The sequence below is a fragment of the Clavibacter phaseoli genome (assembly GCF_021922925.1).
In the GTDB taxonomy this organism is placed as follows: domain Bacteria; phylum Actinomycetota; class Actinomycetes; order Actinomycetales; family Microbacteriaceae; genus Clavibacter; species Clavibacter phaseoli.
In genome coordinates this window covers 1,756,798-1,773,864 of the sequence record NZ_CP040786.1, presented here as the reverse complement: position 1 = coordinate 1,773,864, position 17,067 = coordinate 1,756,798, and the positions used below count along the sequence as shown (strand labels likewise).

12 protein-coding genes are annotated in these 17,067 nt (G+C 74.6%); 7 read left to right on the top strand and 5 right to left on the bottom strand.

The features are described from left to right. Window positions 1–142: 142 nt before the first annotated feature. Window positions 143–2,038, top strand: coding sequence for a hypothetical protein (locus FGI33_RS08250; protein ID WP_147359484.1), 1,896 nt, complete (start codon window positions 143–145; stop codon window positions 2,036–2,038). A gap of 286 nt (window positions 2,039–2,324) precedes the next feature. Here FGI33_RS08250 and FGI33_RS08245 read toward each other — a convergent pair whose 3' ends face one another. Beyond that, window positions 2,325–5,552, bottom strand: a complete 3,228-nt coding sequence (locus FGI33_RS08245) for an arabinosyltransferase domain-containing protein (protein ID WP_119435147.1) — start codon at window positions 5,550–5,552, stop codon at window positions 2,325–2,327. A 56-nt stretch (window positions 5,553–5,608) separates the two neighbouring features. On the opposite strand from FGI33_RS08245, the gene FGI33_RS08240 reads away from it, so the two are divergent. Both FGI33_RS08240 and FGI33_RS08235 read left to right on the top strand, forming a co-directional pair. Beyond that, window positions 5,609–6,991 (top strand): hypothetical protein, encoded by a 1,383-nt coding sequence (locus FGI33_RS08240; RefSeq protein WP_237581635.1) that lies wholly within the window; start codon window positions 5,609–5,611, stop codon window positions 6,989–6,991. Then, a complete protein-coding gene (locus FGI33_RS08235; RefSeq protein ID WP_237581633.1) occupies window positions 6,988–8,100 on the top strand; it encodes a glycosyltransferase family 4 protein in 1,113 nt (370 codons plus the stop codon). The genes FGI33_RS08240 and FGI33_RS08235 overlap by 4 nt, the downstream gene beginning before the upstream one ends. A gap of 54 nt (window positions 8,101–8,154) precedes the next feature. Here the strand turns inward: FGI33_RS08235 and FGI33_RS08230 are convergent, their stop codons facing one another. Continuing rightward, window positions 8,155–8,985, bottom strand: a complete 831-nt coding sequence (locus tag FGI33_RS08230) for a decaprenyl-phosphate phosphoribosyltransferase (protein WP_237581631.1) — start codon at window positions 8,983–8,985, stop codon at window positions 8,155–8,157. A gap of 245 nt (window positions 8,986–9,230) precedes the next feature. On the opposite strand from FGI33_RS08230, the gene FGI33_RS08225 reads away from it, so the two are divergent. Then, window positions 9,231–9,878, top strand: a complete 648-nt coding sequence (locus FGI33_RS08225) for a histidine phosphatase family protein (protein ID WP_119434852.1) — start codon at window positions 9,231–9,233, stop codon at window positions 9,876–9,878. A 66-nt stretch (window positions 9,879–9,944) separates the two neighbouring features. On the opposite strand, the gene FGI33_RS08220 is transcribed toward FGI33_RS08225, so the two are convergent. From FGI33_RS08220 to FGI33_RS08210, 3 genes are all read right to left on the bottom strand, one after another. Then, the gene (locus tag FGI33_RS08220) at window positions 9,945–11,264 is read right to left on the bottom strand and encodes an O-antigen ligase family protein (RefSeq protein ID WP_119434851.1); all 1,320 of its coding nucleotides are present in this window, start codon (window positions 11,262–11,264) and stop codon (window positions 9,945–9,947) included. A gap of 42 nt (window positions 11,265–11,306) precedes the next feature. Further along, complete coding sequence (locus FGI33_RS08215; RefSeq protein ID WP_237581629.1) at window positions 11,307–12,851, bottom strand: O-antigen ligase family protein; 1,545 nt, start codon at window positions 12,849–12,851, stop codon at window positions 11,307–11,309. Between the two features lie 101 nt (window positions 12,852–12,952). Then, a complete protein-coding gene (locus FGI33_RS08210) occupies window positions 12,953–14,131 on the bottom strand; it encodes an acyl-CoA dehydrogenase family protein (RefSeq protein WP_119434899.1) in 1,179 nt (392 codons plus the stop codon). A 164-nt stretch (window positions 14,132–14,295) separates the two neighbouring features. On the opposite strand from FGI33_RS08210, the gene manA reads away from it, so the two are divergent. From manA to FGI33_RS08195, 3 genes are all read left to right on the top strand, one after another. Further along, window positions 14,296–15,588, top strand: coding sequence for a mannose-6-phosphate isomerase, class I (manA, locus tag FGI33_RS08205; protein ID WP_119434898.1), 1,293 nt, complete (start codon window positions 14,296–14,298; stop codon window positions 15,586–15,588). Window positions 15,589–15,623: 35 nt separating this feature from the next. Further along, entirely contained in the window at window positions 15,624–16,592 is a 969-nt protein-coding gene (gene galE / locus FGI33_RS08200; protein ID WP_119402282.1) for a UDP-glucose 4-epimerase GalE, read from the top strand. Between the two features lie 149 nt (window positions 16,593–16,741). Beyond that, a complete protein-coding gene (locus FGI33_RS08195) occupies window positions 16,742–17,059 on the top strand; it encodes a WhiB family transcriptional regulator (RefSeq protein ID WP_119402281.1) in 318 nt (105 codons plus the stop codon). Window positions 17,060–17,067: the final 8 nt, after the last annotated feature.

Sequence of the window (17,067 nt, the reverse complement as noted above, 5' to 3'; positions counted from 1 at the left end):
CGACGCGCGTCGCCGCGGTCCGGCGGCGGTCGGTCGGCGGTTCCCCGCCCAGCGGTTAGCATGTCCCCGCGGGGGGCACGAGCGCAGTCCGCAGGAGCGGGGGCAGCACGTGCGACGGATGGGTGGATCCGCGCGTCGGATCGTGGCGGGCATCGCCGCGGTCGCGACGGCATGCGGGATCATGCTGGCGGGGGCCGCGGGAGCGCCGGAGGCGGCGCAGGCCGCGGACATGTCCGGCTTCCGGGCGGGCGCGATCATCTCGGACGCGGTCTTCTTCGACGAGAACGCGATGGACGCGTCGCAGGTGCAGGGCTTCCTGCAGAGCCGCGTCCCGTCGTGCCGGTCGGGGTACACGTGCCTCAAGGACTACCGCCAGGACACCTTCTCCCGCGGCGCCGACCCCATGTGCGGTCCGTACCAGGGCGCCCAGAACGAGCGCGCGTCCGACATCATCGTGAAGGTCGGCCGGGCCTGCGGCATCAACCCGCGGGTGCTCGTCGTCCTGCTCCAGAAGGAGCAGGGGCTCGTCACCTCGACGGCCCCCACCGCCCGGGCGTACCGATCGGCCACCGGGTACGGCTGCCCGGACACCGCGGCGTGCGACGAGCAGTTCTACGGCTTCTACAACCAGGTCTACAAGGCGGCGTGGGCGTTCCAGCGCTACTCGAACCCCCCGGGCACCGGCCCGGGCACGGCGTGGGGCTCGCGCTACACCCGCTACGCCAAGGGCACGACCGTGCAGGTGCTCTACCACCCCGACGCGTCGTGCGGCAGCAGCGCCGTCTACATCTCCAACCAGGCCACGTCGAGCCTCTACTACTACACGCCGTACCAGCCCGACCGGGCGGCGCTCGCCTCGAGCTACGGCACGGGCGGCAGCTGCTCGGCCTACGGCAACCGCAACTTCTACGCGTACTTCACCGACTGGTTCGACTCCACCGGCTACGTCGTCTCCGGCTGGATCGGCGACAAGTACGCTTCCATCGGCGGAGCGGGCAGCGTGCTCGGCGCGCCCACCGGCCCCGAGCGCAACGTCCCGAACGGCGGCGCCGCTCAGGAGTTCCAGGGCGGCACCATCGTGTCCTCGCCCGCCGGCGCCTTCGTGGTGCGCGGCTGGCTGCGGGACGGCTACGTGCGCATCGGCTCCAGCACCGGACCGCTCGCGTTCCCGCTCGGCGACGAGTACCAGGTGCCCGGCGGCGCGGCCCAGCGGTTCCAGGGCGGCATGGTCTACTCCTCGGCCGCGGGCGCCTACGCCGTGCGGGGCTGGGTCGGCGACCGGTACGACGCGGCCGGCGGCCGCGGCGGCACGCTGGGCTTCCCGACGGGCGACGAGCAGGCGGTCCCCGGCGGCAACGTCCAGGCGTTCCAGGGCGGCAGCGTCGTCTCGTCCGCGCTCGGCCCCTTCATCGTCCGCGGCTCGATCGGCGACCGCTATCGCGTCCTCGGCGGCCAGGGCGGCTCGCTGGGCTTCCCGCGCGGCGACGAGAAGGCCGTGGCCGGCGGCGTGGTCCAGGACTTCCAGCGCGGCTACCTCTCGACGACGAGCACCGGCATCGCGGTCGTGCGCGGCTGGGTGGGCGACGCCTACCGCGCGCTCGGCGGCCCGGCGGGCAAGTACGGGCTCCCGCTCGCGGACGAGCGCCAGAACGCGGACGGCACGCAGCAGCAGCAGTTCCGGGACGGGCGCGTCTACGCGTCGACCGCGGGGGCGTTCGGCGTCCGCGGGTCCGTCGGCGAACGGTACGTGCGCTCGGGCGAGACGACAGGCGTGCTCGGCGCGCCGCGGACCAACGAGGCAGCCGTCAAGAACGGCTACGCGCAGCGGTTCGCGGGCGGCGGCATCTGGAACTCGCCGCGCGGCACGTTCATCGTCCGCGGCTGGATCGGCGACCGCTACGTCGCGCTCGGCGCCGAGGCGAGCCGCCTCGGCATGCCGCTCGGCGAGGAGCGGACGGTCGGCGGCGACCAGGTGCAGGAGTTCGAGGGCGGGCGCATCGTCGTGGGGCCCGCGGGCGTCACCGTCGTCTACCCCTGACGCGAGCGCGGACTGCAGGAGGGCCGGCGGGGCGACCTGCCGGCCCTCCGGCGTCTCGGCCGGGAGGCCGATCGCCCACGTGACGAGCCGGCGCGCGTCCGGTCCGATGACCGGGCGCGGGCCGTGACCCGTCTCGGCCGAGCGGATGCTTCATCTCGCGGCGGACCTCGCCCACCCGAGCGGCCGTCGGGCGCGCTCTCGCGGTCCCCGAAAGCGGGCAGCGCCGGCGATCGTCCGCTCCGCCGTCGCGGCGGCACGCGGGCCGGCGGGACCCGCGCCCTGCCCGCTAGCGGTGGCCGCCCGCGCGGTCGAACTCGACGATCTGGGAGACGTCGCCGAACGGCGTGCGCCAGCCCCACGTGGGGACGCGCTCGACGGTGAGGTCGTAGGCGTCCGCGGGGTAGGGGTACTCGAACAGCTCGACGCGGCCCCACGCGGCGCCGTCGCCCTCCATCTCCGACGCGAGCGTGACGACGGTGGCCGAGCGCTCGACGCCGGCGAGGGACCCGCCGCGGGCGGTGAGCCAGATGTTGTCCGGGCCGCCGTCGCCGTGCGTGGTCGCGAGCACCGGCCGCTCGATGATGCCGTGCGCGATCGAGACCGGGCGCTGGCACGGGAACCAGAACGAGTCCGTCCAGGCGACCGCCGTCGGCGCGTCGGGCGCCGCGAGGTCGTTGAACGACACGGAGTCGGCGAGGACGGGCGCGGAGAACGCGAGCCAGCCGCCGCTCCCGGTCGTGCCGTCCTTCGCGACGAGCCGCACGGAGTCGCCGTCCTCGAGCCTCGCGGGATCCACGACGAGCGTGCGCCAGCCGGGACGGTCGACGGTGTCGGCGAGGGCGACGCGCCCCCGGTCGACGAGGTCGCCGGCCGCGTCGCGGACCTGCATGGTGAGCCGGTCGTCGTCGCCCTCGGCGAGCCGGCCGCCGATGAGGACGGCGATGCGCTGGGTGCTGTCGATGCGGTCGGGCAGGCGGTACCAGGGCGTGGTCATCTCGCCGACGGTGTCGCCGCGGTCGCCGTAGCTGCCCCAGAGCGAGGTGCCGTCGGCGAGCTCGGGCGCCGGATCCGTCGCGGGCCAGCCGCCGTCGAGGCGGAACGCGCCCGCGGTCGCGGCCGTCGACGCGTCGCCCTCGGAGACGGGGAGCGCCTGGCCGCGCGTGGCGTCCCAGGTGCTGATCGCCGCGCCGGTGAGGCAGGAGGATCCGTCCGGGTCCTCGATGTTCGCGGCGCCGACGGAGTACGTGTCGAGGCCCCGGTACGCGGCCAGCGAGAAGGTGCCGACGAGGTACCCGCCGGTGACGACGGCGAAGACCGTGACGACGGCGGTCGCCGACCACAGGCTCCGCGGCGCCGACCACGGCTCGCGTCGGCGGCGCTGCACGAGGACGGCGACGCCCACGGCCGCGACGGCGACGAGCACCCAGATGGGCAGCGCGCCGAAGTGGATCGGACCGAAGCCGGGCTCGCGGTCGCGGCCGAACATCCCCTGGTTCCAGGAGTAGGCCCAGGAGTTCGGGCCGTGCAGCGAGAAGACGATGGGCGGGACGAGGCTGGCGACCGCGACGGGGGTGAGCCACCACGGCGCGCGCCGTCCGTCGAGGAGCGCGGTCACGATGCCCGGAGCGAGCACGAGGATCAGCGTCACCGCGAGCGGCCCCACGGAGGAGATGGCGCCGAAGTGGTGCGTCCACTTGCTCGGCGTGATCCACAGCAGCACGAGGGAGAGCGCGAGCGACCAGCCGGCCAGCACGAGCGGAGCCGGGACGAGGCGCGCGGCGCGCGGGACGAGCCGGGTCGCCGCGTACATCGCCACCCACCAGACGAGGAGCACGAGAGCGAGGAGCACGACCGAGCGCTTCGCGTACGAGCCCATCGGGATGTCGCGCATGAGGAACTCGTAGCGGTTCCACTCGTCGAGCCAGGTGAGCGGGGTCTCGACGGCGGCGAAGCGCGTGGGGCCGGTGAGGGCGTCGGACAGGGTCGCGTCGGCGAAGGCGGCGAAGAGGGCCACGGATCCGACGGAGAGGACGGCGACGGTGCGCGCGACGGCCGCGAGGCGGGATCCGCCCTGGCACGCGAGGCGCCAGAAGCCGGGGATGCCGAGCAGGAGCGGCGCGAACGCGACGACGCCGGTGGGGTGCGCCGCGAACGCGAGGCCGGCGACGAGGGCCGCGAGGGCCGCGGGGAGGAGCGTCGACCGGTCGCGGGAGCGGAGGACGAGCGCGAGGACGACCACGCCGCCGAGGGATCCGAGGATCTCGGGCCGGCTGCCGATCGTGTACGAGAGCCACCAGATGAGGAACGTGAGCGCGAGCAGGCCGCGGGACCACGTGCGGGCCCGGCGGGAGAGGCGCGCGACGGCGCGCTCGAGGAGGTGGCGGGTGACGAACCAGGCCGCGATGCCGGCGATGAGCGCGGGCGTGCGCAGCCACACGGGGGAGCGGCCGCCCAGCTCCTGCCAGGCGCCGAGGAGCTGCCAGAACCACGTGAAGGGCGTGAAGGACTGGTTGAACATCTGGTAGTAGTTGCCGACGAAGCCGGCGACCCCGTCGTTGAGCGACATCGCGGCGTAGTAGCCGTCGTCGTCGGTCATGGGGCCGATGAAGATCCAGAGCGCGAGCACGGCGACGACCACGGCGTCGACCGGGCGCAGGGCCCGGAGGACGCGGGACGCGATGCCGCGTCGGGGGGAGGCGGCGGCGCCCGGCGCGTCGACGGCGACGGCCGCGGTACCGGGGTCCGCGCGGAGCCCGTCGTCCGTCGCGTCGTGGGGTCCGCCGTCCGCGTCGCCCGCTTCGGCGCGCTCCCGGCGGCGCCGTCGGTCGTCCCGCGCGAGCACCACGAGCGCGGCGACGAGGCTCAGCCACATCAGCACCATGATCGCGATCTTCGCGCCGCTCGGGGTGCTGTCGAAGTCGTCCACGACCTGCACGCCGACCGCGAGGTCGGACGCGGCGGGCACGGCGGCGACGCTCGAGACGAGCACGTCGATCTGCGGCGGCAGCGTGCCGTCGAGGTCCACCACGCGCGTGCCGTCGGCGTCGAGGGTCAGCCCCTGGACGTCCGAGTGCAGGGAGTAGGAGACGTCGTCGCCGGCCGTGAGGGGGATCCGCTCGGTGTCGCCGTCGATGCGGAGCGTGAGGGTCGTGTCGTCGGCCGTCAGGAGCAGGCCGTCGGTCGCTGCCTCCGGCTCGGCCGGGTCGATGGTCGCGAGCAGGACGCCGTCGTCCGACGCGGCCGCCGCCTCCACGGCCGCCGTGGTGAACGAGACGTCGATCGAGTGCGGCGTCTGGTTGGTGAGGAGCAGCGAGGTGGACCGGATGTCGGCCGGGTCCTGCGGCCACGCCACGCGCACGTCCGCGGTGTCGACGGGCGCCACCGCGAGCAGCGCGCCCGAGCCGATGGCGACGGCCCCGAGGAGCCCGGCGATCAGCGCCGGCCGCGGCCTCCGGGACGGGCTGCGGGGGAGGGAGGGGGAGTCGGACGCGGGTCGAGCGGAGGAGGACGGCACAGTGTCCCGAGGGTACAGGATCGGGTCCCGCCGATCCCGGCAGGTAGCCTGATGCGATGACCGCCGTCCCCAGCGCCCGCCGCCGGGCGCTGCTGGTGGTGGGCGCGACGGTCGTCACCGGGCTCGTCACCTACGTCTTCCTCGGGATCGTGTCGCGGAGCGTCGCGGCCCTCGCGCCGGACGCCGTGGCGGGCGACGCCGCGTTCGACATGTTCTCCGTCTTCTGGTCCGTCGCCCTCGTCGTCGGCTTCGGCCTGTTCCTCCCCGTCGAGCAGGAGCTCGCGCGCCTCGGCGCGCACGGCGTCGACGTCCGCGCGGCCGTCCGCTCCGCGCTGGGGCTCTCCGGCGCGGTGGCCTTCGTCGGCCTGGTCGCGGTGGCGGCCGCCTCGCCGCTGCTCCTCGGCGCGGGCATGCCGATCGGTCTCGTCGTGGCCTACGCGCTCATCGCCCCCGTGTCCGCGCTGCAGTTCACCGCGCGCGGCGCCATGGTCGCCCGCGGCGACGTGACGGCGTACTCGCGCGTGCTGCTCGCCGACTCGGGCCTCCGCGTCGCGCTCGCGCTCGGCGCCCTCCTGCTCCTCACCGCGCTCGACCTGCCGGACGCCGTCTCCTGGTTCGCGGCGGCGCTCCTCGCGGCCATCGCGCTCGCGCACATCCCGGTGCTGCTGCGCCTCCGCGGCGGGCGGGCGGACGCCGCGGCCGGCGCCGTGGATCCCGCCGTCGCCGCCGTCGACCCCGCGGCGCTCGCGACCGGGCCGGGGCCCGAGCTGTCGCCCGGCACGAGCATCCGCCGCGCCTACCTCGCCCTCCTGGGCGCGGGCGTGTGCGCGCAGCTGCTGCTCAACGCGGGACCCGTGGTCATCGCGGCGCTCGACCGCACGGTCGGCACGGCCGGCGCGTTCCAGGCCACCTTCAGCGTCGCGCGCGTCCCCCTCTTCATGCTCGTGCCGCTCCAGGGCCTCATCGTGCCGCCGCTCGTCGCCTACGTCCGTCGCGGGGAGACGGCCGCGCTGATCCGGCGCATGACGCTCATCGCGGCCGCGGTCGCAGGCGTCGGCGTCGTGGCCGGCGTCGTCGCGGCCCTCGTCGGCCCGTGGGTCATCGAGCTCGTCTTCGGCTCGGGCCGCTCGCTGCCGGGGCCCGACGTGGGGATCCTCGTGCTCGGCGTCTTCGCGCACGTGGGCCTGGTCATCGGCACGCAGGCCCTCATCGCCACCGACCGGCACCGCGACTCGTCGATCGCGTGGGTCGCCGCCCTCGTCGTCGCGGCCGCGGCCACCGCGCTGCTCCAGGGGCCGCTCGGCTGGGCGACCGCGATCGCGGCCGGCTTCGGCGGGGGCTCGCTCGTCGGATGGGTCGTCGCGCTGCTGCGGCTCCGCGCCGTCGGCACCCGTCACGCCCGCACCGCCCGCACGAGAACCCTCGAGGAGACCCCGTGACCGACGTCGTCATCGCCCTGACCTACTACTCGCCGTACGTGAGCGGGCTCACGAACGTGGCCAGGGACGTGGCGGAAGGCCTCGTGGCGCGCGGCCACCGCGTCACGGTCGTCACCACCCGGCACGACGCCGCCCTGCCGCTCGAGGAGACGATCGCCGGGGTGCGCGTGGTGCGGACGCCGGTGCTGCTGCAGCTCGGCAAGGGCGTCATCAGCCCGTCGTTCATCCCCGCGGTGCTCCGCGAGGCGCGGCACGCGGACGTCGTCAACATCCACGCGCCCATGGTCGAGGCGGGACCGCTCGCCTGGCGGGCGTCGCGGATCACGCGCGTCGTCACCACCTACCACTGCGACGTCGACCTCCCGAGCGGCCTCGTCAACGCGGTGCAGCGCCAGGTGATGGATCGCTCGAGCGTCCTCGCGGCCCGCAGCTCGACGCGCGTCGTCGTCACGAGCGACGACTACGCCGACCACTCGCGCATCGCGTCGGCGCTCACCGCCCGGCGCGCCGTGATCCCGCCCGGCTGCCACGACCGCAGCGGCGGACGGCCGGCCTTCCGCGAGACCGACGGCCTGCACGTCGGCTTCCTCGGCCGCATCGTGGAGGAGAAGGGCATCGAGTACCTCGTGGAGGGGTTCTCGGCGCTCGACCGGCCCGACGCGCGCCTGCTCATCGGCGGCGACTTCTCCCGCGTCGCGGGCGGCTCGGTCATCGACCGGGTGAAGGAGCGCATCGCGGGCGACGACCGGATCCGCCTGCTCGGCTTCGTCGCCGACGAGGACGTCCCCGACCTCTACGCGTCGATGGACGCCTTCGCGCTCACCTCGGTCAACGCGTTCGAGGCGTTCGGCATCGTGCAGGTGGAGGCCATGATCGCCGGGGTGCCCGCGATCGCGTCCGACCTGCCCGGCGTCCGCCAGCCCGTGCGGACGACCGGCTTCGGCGTCATCGTCCCGCCGCGCGACTCCGGCGCCATCACGCGCGCGCTCGAGGACATCGCGGCGCGCGACGACGACGTGCCCGCCATGGCCGCGCGCGCCCAGGAGCTGTACGGCGTGGACGCCGTCACGCGCGCGTACGAGGAGCTGTTCGCCTCGCTCGCGCGCTGACGCCGGGTGCCGCCCGGCCGCCGCGGCGGTCGCCGCTTCCCGGCGGAATTCGCGTCAGAACGCGCTGGGCTGGACGTACAGGCCGATCACGAGGATCACGAGCCAGACGCCCGCGAGCACCTGCAGCATGCGGTCGCCGAGCGCGATCTCCTCGGGGGCCTGCGCGTCGCCCCGGTCGATGTGCTGGCCGTAGCGGAGCACCGCGAGCACGAAGGGCGCCACCGAGATGGAGAGCCAGAGGTTCCGCAGGTCGGTGAAGAGCTCGAAGGCCCAGAGGCTGTAGCCGAGGATGAGGATCGTCGCGGCCGAGTGCCAGATGAAGCCGAGGTAGCCGAGCGTGTAGCCCTTGAGCGACCCGCGCACGTCGCCCTGGAGGTCCGGGTTGCTGGCGAGCTCGCCGTAGCGCTTGCCCGAGACCATGAGGAGGGAGCCGAAGACGGCGACCAGCAGGAACCACTGGCTGAGGACGACGCCGGTGGCCGCGCCGCCGGCGATGGCCCGCAGCAGGAAGCCGGAGGAGACGACGGCGATGTCGAGGATGGTGATGTGCTTGAGCCAGATGCAGTACGCGATCTGCACGAGCTCGTAGCAGAGCACGACCGCGGCCAGCTCGATGCCGCCGGCGAGGGCCACGGCGAGCCCGCCGAGGAGGAGGACCGCCGCGACCGCGATCGCGATCGGCACCGGGACGATGCCGGCGGCGATCGGCCGCGAGCGCTTCCGCGGGTGCGCGCGGTCGGCCTCGACGTCGAGGATGTCGTTCAGGAAGTAGATGCCGGAGGCGGCGAGGCAGAAGGCCACGAACGCGAGCACGGCGCGGATCAGCGACGGCTCGAACAGGGCGCCGGCCGCGACCGGGGCGGCGAACACCAGGACGTTCTTCATCCACTGGCGGATGCGGGCCGTGCGGATGACCCCGCCGATGACCGAGGTGCTGCTGCCGGCGGGCGTGCGGGGGACGAGATCTGGTTCGCTGATGGTGGTCCTCCTGGTCGGCCGATCAGAGTCACCGTAGCCGGTCGGCGGGCCCCGCGCCGAACCGGCGGGCGGCGGGGCGGGACGCGTCCGGGGCCCGCCGCGTCGGCCGTCGGATAGGGTCGTGGGGTGCTGATCCGACGGAACCTCCTCCCGTGACGGCCGCCAGGATCCACCTCGTGCGCCACGGCGAGGTCGACAACCCGGACGGCATCCTCTACGGCCGGCTCCCCGGCTTCGGCCTCACCGCGCTGGGCCGCCGCATGGCCGCCGCGGCCGCCGACCACGTGGTCGCGTCGGGTCGCGAGGTCGGGCTGCTCCGATCGTCGCCGCTGCAGCGCGCGCTCGAGTCGTCGGCGCCGCTCGAGGCCGCCCTCGGGCTCCAGGCGGAGCGCCGCGACGGGCTCGTGGAGGCGTCGAGCAGGCTGCAGGGCGGGCGCTTCGACGTGAGCCTCAAGATCCTCGGCAAGCCCGCCGCGTGGCGCTACCTCGTCAACCCGCTGCGCCCGAGCTGGGGCGAGCCGTTCGCGGAGGTCGCCGCCCGCATGCGCGCCGAGCTCGCGGCCGCCGCCGCCGACGCCCCGGACGGCACGGACGCCGTCCTCGTCGGGCACCAGCTGCCCATCTGGATGGCGCACCGCAGCGTCGCCGGGAAGCCGCTGTTCCACGATCCGCGGAAGCGCCGCTGCGCCCTGTCGAGCATCACCTCGTTCGAGCCCGCCGCGGGCGGCTTCCGCGAGGTCGCGTACTGGGCCCCGTCGGCCGGGCTGCTCGCCGAGTCGACCGACACCGGCGCGGTCTGACGCGGGCGGCCCCGGCCGTCCCCACCCGGCGCGGGGCCGAGTCCGGCGCGACGACGACCCGACGGATCAGGACGCCGGCGTCCCCTCCGGGTGGCGCGCATCGGGCGCGGGCTGCGGCAGGCCGTGCCGCCAGCTGCGACCCTGCGCGGCCTTGACGGCGCAGATCACGAGGAGCACCCACCCCCACTCCACGATCGTGACGCTCTCGGCCAGCGACGCGACGAGGAGCACGACCAGGACGAGGGCCGTCCACACGTAGCCGACGCCGCGCTTGCTGGTCGCGAGCACCCACGAGCGCCCGAGCGCGAGCGCGCAGAAGGCCGCGAAGAGCACGAGGCCGACGAGCCCGGCCTGGAGGTAGAGGTCGAGGTAGGCGTTCCGGCCGGTCTCCTGCGCGCCGCGGCTCACGAGGTCCAGCGCCGTGTAGGGGTACGCGTCCAGCCGCCAGAGGCCCACGAAGCCCCAGCCCTCGATGGTGTTCAGGTCGATCAGGCGGAGCATCTCGCGCCAGAGGGCGACGCGCTGGAGGTAGTCGGGCCGGGCCTGCAGCACCTGCAGCACGGGGGAGCGGAAGGCGACGACGAGCACGGCGACGAGGGCCGCGAGCACCAGGGCGGCGCTGTTGGCGAGAGGCCGGGCCTGGCGCGCGAGATGGCGGAGGCCGAGGATGGCGAGGGCGGCGACCGCGAGCACGAGGAAGGTGCCGAGGATCACCGACGAGCGCGTGAGCGACGCCACGAGGAGCGCCGTCGCGAGCGAGAACACTGCGCGGCCGCGGGACACGGACCGGGTGATGAGCTCGATCGCGAACGTGACGGCGGCGACGAGCGCGACGATGCCGAGGGCGTTGCGCTCGCCCAGGAGCCCCTGGATCGGCCCGAGGCGCTCGAGCGCCCCGCGGATGCCGAGGAAGGGGATCGGCCCGTCGATGAGGAGCCCGGCCAGGACCTCGAGCGCCAGGGAGCCCACCAGCACCAGCCGCAGGACGTCGCCGGCGGCGCGCACGATCTGGATCAGGTCGCGGACGACCGCGACGTACACCGCGAGGAACGCGGACGCCGCCAGGTAGAGCACGCCGCCGATCGCGTCCGGCTGGTACGCGGTCCAGAGCAGCGTCGCCGCGCACCAGGCCACGAGCACCAGCAGGGAGATGGGGAGGAGGCCGCGCCACTCCCAGTCGCCGCGCTTGGCCGCGAGCGACGCCCCGGCCAGGACGACGAGCCCCGTCACGATGGCGACGAGCCCCGCCCAGCCGGTGGTCGCTCGCAGCGCGTGGGAGAGGAGCGCCGTGCCGAGGATGCACTGCGTGAGCGCGGCCGAGAACCTGGCCGACCCGAGGAGGTCGGGCAGGCGCTCCGGCAGCACGAGGCGGACGGGGGCGTTCACGGAGCGGTCGTCACGGGCGGTCGTGGGTGAGCGCGGCCGCGGTCACGCGGCGTCGGGATCGTGGGGGCCGGCGGCGGGAGCGGCGGAGGGGCCGGCCAGCGCGACGGAGGCGGGCGGCGACGCGGTCGCGGGCGAGGCGGCGGCCCGGGATGCGGACGCCGGCGCGGGGCCGCGGTCGACCGGGGCCCCGACCTCCGCAGCGCCGGGCCCGGCGGCGCCCGCGTCCCCGGCGCCCGGCGCGGCCACGCCGGGGGCGACCGGGCGGGGCCGCCGCCGGGAGTCCACGGGTCCGGGGACGTCCTCGCGAGCGACCATGCCGGAGCGCGTCGCGATCGCGATGACGACGAGCAGGAGCCAGTTCCCTTCGTACAGCAGCCGGCTCTCCGCGAGGCTCTGCACGGCGAGCGCGGTCATGAGCAGCAGCGGCGCGAGCGCGAGCGCGGAGTACGGCTCGACCCGGTCGCGCCGGTGCTGCGGCCGGTCGATGGCGGCCCACCACGAGCGGACGTACGTCGTGACGACGAGGCAGACGAGGACGAGGGCGCCCAGGACGCCGAGCTGCAGGAAGACGTCGAGGTAGGCGTCGTGCGCCTGGAGGTAGGTGACGCCGCTGCGCACGGCGAGGCCCTCGAACGGCTTGACCCAGGGGGCCCAGTAGCCGATCCAGCCCCAGCCGATGACGGGGTGCTGCTGCGCGAGCCCGATGACGGACTCCCAGATCTCGAAGCGGCCGGTGAGGTCGGGCGAGCGGCCGAGCAGCTCGAAGACCTCCGAGGTGCGCGTGACGACGACGCCCGCGCCGACCGCCGCGGCCACCACGACGCCGCCCGCCAGCGCGAGCCGCCCCCGCAGGCCGACGCGACGCGCGATGAGCGCGAGCACCGCGACCATGCCGGTCATGAGGAGCGCCACCAGCACGGTCGAGCTCCCCGTGAGGGCGAGGGTGAGGAGGGCGACCGCGATCCAGAGCGCCGCGCGCCTCCGGTCGACGGTGCGCGCCGCGTACTGCAGCGAGAAGACGATGAGGCCGAGCAGCGCCACCATGGCGAGCAGGTTGGCGTTGCCGACGACGCCCTGGATCCGGCCGCCGCTGAGGAGCTCCCCGCGGGTCCACGCGAAGGCGGCCGGCGCGCGCGGCCCGTAGTCCGTGAAGAACGGCATGACCGGCTGGCGCACCACGACGGCGACGAACAGCTCGAAGGCGAGCGACAGCCCGAGGATGACGCGGAACGCGCGGCCGAGCGCCTGGACGATCTCCGACCACGACAGCAGCACGACGAGCGTCAGCGCCGCGATGGACGTCGACAGCTGGATGAGCACGCCGAGCGCCGACTCGGCCCGGTACTGCGACCACGCGATCGACAGCATCGCGATCCCCGTGAACGCGAGGAGCGGGACGGGGAGCACGCGCAGGCGCGGCAGGGGCCGCGAGCGCGCGAGCAGCGTGATGCAGGTGACCAGCACCGCGAGCGCGATGGCGCCGAAGCCCCACCAGCTGAGGCTGTCGCGCCACATGTCACCGGCGAACGTGGTGACGAGGACGAAGGTCGCGAAGCTCCGGAGGGCTCGGCGGCTGGCGGTGGGCATGCCCATCAGGGTATCCGGCCCCGGGGTCGCGACCCGCCGCCTGGGCGGAGCGGGGGCGGGGGCGGCGCGATCGCCCGCGCGCCCGGCGCCCCCGCTGTCCATCAGACGAAGGCCGCGTGCCCCGTGATCGCCCGGCCGACGATGAGCGTGTTCATCTCGCGGGTGCCCTCGTAGGAGTAGATGGCCTCGGCGTCGGCGAAGAAGCGCGCCACGTCGTAGTCGAGCACGATGCCGTTGCCGCCGAAGGCCTCGCGGCACCAGGCGACGGTCTCGCGCATCCGGCTCGTGGCGTAGGCCTTGGCGAGGGCCGAGTGCTCGTCCGACTGGGTGCCCTCGTCCACCATCTCGGACGCGCGCGTCACGAGGCCGATGGACGCCGTGATGTTGCCGAGGCTGCGGACGAGGAGGTCCTGGATCAGCTGGTGCGCGCCGAGCGGCTTGCCGAACTGCTGGCGCTCGCCCGCGTACGCGACGGCCGCCTCGTAGGCGCCGATCGAGATGCCGATGGCGGCCCACGCCACCTCGGCGCGCGTGAGGCGCAGCACGGCGGCCGTGTCGGCGAACGACCGCGAGTTCTGCAGGCGGTTGCGCTCGGGCACGATGACGCCGTCGAGCTCGATGTCGGCGTTCTGCACGATGCGCAGCGCCTGCTTGTCCTCGATCCGCGTGGCGCGGAAGCCGGGGGAGTCGTTGGGGACGAGGAAGCCCTTCACCTGGCCGTCGTCGGCGTCCTTGGCCCAGATGACCGTGACGTCGCTGATGGTGCCGTTGCCGATCCAGCGCTTGGCGCCCGTGATGCTCCACTCGTCGCCGCGCCGCGTCGCGACGGTGCGGAGGCCCCGGGCGGAGTCGGACCCGGACAGCGGCTCGGTGAGCCCGAAGGACCCGAGGATCTCGCCGGACGCGAAGCGCGGCAGCCACTCGGCGCGCTGCTCGGGGGATCCGGCGACGGCGACGCTGCCCATCACGAGCCCGCTCTGCATGCCGACCACGGTGGCGATGCTCGCGTCGATGCGGCCGAGCTCGAGCGCGGCCCAGCCGCGGTACACGGCCGAGTTCTCGAACGGGCGCGTCTCGGCGAACGGCATGCCGAAGATGCCGCGCTCGGCGAGGCCGGCGACCACGTGGCGGGGGAACTCGGCGCGGGCCCACAGCCCGTTGACGTGCGGCCGGACCTCGGTCTCGAGGTAGGCGCGGAGGTCGGCGAGGGACTCCTTCTCCCGGTCGCCGAGGCGGGACTCGTAGCCGTAGAAGTCGCCGATGAGGGGGGTGAGGGACACGATGCTCCGTTGCGGTTCGTCGGCGCCCTCGGGGACGGGCGCCTGCGGCCGAGCCTAGGTCGGCGTCCCGGCGGCGCGGTCATCGGTTGGTACTTTGGTCGCGTCCGGACAGGACGCGCGCCCTCGGGCGTTGTAGGTAGCCGCCAAGCCCGACAGGATCCGACGTGTTCACTGCCCTCGCCAACACCCCCCGCGACTACGCATGGGGGTCCCGCACCGCCATCGCCGAGCTCCTCGGCCGCGAGCCGTCCGGGGGCCCGGAGGCCGAGCTGTGGCTCGGCGCGCACGACGGCTCGCCGACCCGCGTGGTCGACCCGTCGACGGTCGGCGGCGCGCGGACGCTGTCCGAGTGGATCCACGCGGACCCCGCGACGACGCTCGGCCCGCTCGCCTCCGGCCTCCGCCCGGGCGACGGCCCCGGCCTCCCGTTCCTCCTCAAGGTGCTCGCCGCGGGCGGCCCGCTCTCCCTGCAGGCGCACCCGGACCTGCACCGCGCCCGCCTCGGCTTCCGGGACGAGGAGGAGCGCGGCGTCCCGATCGACGCGCCGCACCGCAACTACAAGGACCCGCTGCACAAGCCCGAGCTCGTCTACGCGCTGAGCGACGAGTTCCACGCCCTCTGCGGCTTCCGCCCGCTCGCCGAGGTGCGCGACGTCTTCACCCTGCTGCTCACGCTCGACGCGTCGGGGCCCGACTCCGACCCGGCCGTGATCCGCACGGTCCTGTCGCGCCTGACCGGCTCCGAGGCGGACGTGCTGCGCGACGCGTTCGCCTTCCTCATGGGCGGCGGATCCGAGGTGCGCCGCCTCGTCGACCGCGTCACGCTGCTCGCGAGCCTCGCCTCCGACCGGCAGTGCCGCGAGTTCGCGACGGAGATGCGCACCGTGCGCGAGCTCGCGGAGGCGTACCCCGGCGATCCCGGCATCGTCACCTCCCTGCTACTCAACCGCGTGACGCTGCGCCGCGGCGAGGCGCTCTACCTGCCCGCGGGGAACATCCACGCGTACCTGCACGGCCTCGGGATCGAGCTCATGGCGGCGTCCGACAACGTGCTGCGCGGCGGCCTCACGCCCAAGCACGTCGACGTGCCCGAGCTCCTCGACGTGCTCGAGTTCCAGGCGCTGCCCGTGCCGTACCTCGCGCCCGAGCACGCGGCGCCGGGCGTCGAGCTGTACCGGCCGGACGTGCCCGACTTCCTGCTCGCGCGGATCGCGCCGGCCACGCGCGACGCGGCCGACGGCGACGCGGGCGCGAGCGTGGTCGAGGTCGACGGGCCCGCCATCGTCCTCTGCACCGCGGGCGAGGTGACGCTCCGCGGCGAGGCCTCGACCGTCGTGATCCGCCGCGGCGACGCCGTCTTCGTCACGCCCGACGAGGGCCGGCTCGTCGTGACGGGGGAGGGCGAGGCGTTCCTCGCGACGACGCCGGCGCCCGCCGCGGGCGACGACGCCGCGTGACCGGAGGTCCCGACGGCCGTCGATAGGGTTGCCGCATGACATGGTTGGTCACCGGCGGCGCCGGCTACATCGGTTCGCACATCGTCTCCGCGTTCGCTCGCGCCGGCATCGACACGGTCGTCCTCGACGACCTCTCGAGCGGCCACGCGTCCTTCGTGCCGGACGGCGTGCCCTTCCACCGCGGGTCGGTGCTCGACCGGGAGCTGCTCGCGAGCATCCTCGGCTCGGGCGACATCCGCGGCGTCGTCCACGTCGCCGGGTTCAAGTACGCCGGCGTCTCCGTGCAGCGCCCGCTGCACACCTACGAGCAGAACGTCACGGCCACCGCCGTCCTGCTGGAGGAGATGGAGCGCGCGGGCGTCGACAGCATCGTGTTCTCCTCCTCCGCCGCCGTGTACGGCACGACGGACGTCGACCTCGTCGACGAGGCCACCCCGAAGGCCCCTGAATCCCCGTACGGCGAGTCCAAGCTCATCGGCGAGTGGCTCCTGCGCGACCAGGGGGTCGCCAAGGGCCTCCGCCACGCGTCGCTGCGGTACTTCAACGTCGTCGGATCCGGCGACGAGGGCTACTTCGACACCAGCCCCCACAACCTGTTCCCGCTCGTCTTCGACGCGCTGCTCGACGGACGGACGCCGCGCGTCTACGGATCCGACTACCCGACGCCCGACGGCACGTGCGTCCGCGACTACATCCACGTCGTGGACCTCGCGGCGTCGCACGTGGCCGCCGCCCGGCGGCTCGAGGCCGGCGATCCGGTCGAGCCCGTCTACTGCCTCGGCAGCGGCGCGGGCGTCAGCGTCCGCGAGATCATGACGGCGATCGCGGGCGCGACCGGCATCGACTTCGAGCCCGAGCTGCACGACCGCCGCCCCGGCGATCCGGCCCGCATCGTGGCCTCGGGAGAGCTCGCCGCGCGCGACATCGACTGGGCCATGCGGCACACCCTGGACGACATGGTCACGAGCGCCTGGCGGGCCCGCCAGGCCGGCACTGCGGCCTAGCGCCGGCAGCGAGCGGCGGCGCGTCGCAACCCTCGAGGAGCGGCTGAGGGTTTACCCTCCGCGGCTTGACTCGGGGGAGTTACACCGGTGTAATTATGACGATGAGCTGGGGCCGGCCGGGCGCCCCGGCCGCGTGGGGAGATCGTGACATGGCACTACCTGAGTACCACGCCGGAGTCCCCGACGACTGGTTCGTCGACCCCGTGCGACTCGGGGTCCCGGGCGTCCGCGGCGTCGACGACGGCAACCCGCTCGCGTGGCAGGCCGACTCGCTCTGCGCGCAGACCGACCCGGAGGCGTTCTTCCCCGAGAAGGGCGGCTCCACCCGCGACGCCAAGAAGATCTGCGGATCGTGCGAGGTGCGCAGCGAGTGCCTCGAGTACGCGCTCGAGAACGACGAGCGCTTCGGCATCTGGGGCGGCCTCTCCGAGCGCGAGCGCCGCAAGCTCCGCAAGCGCGCGGTCTGACCCGCCCG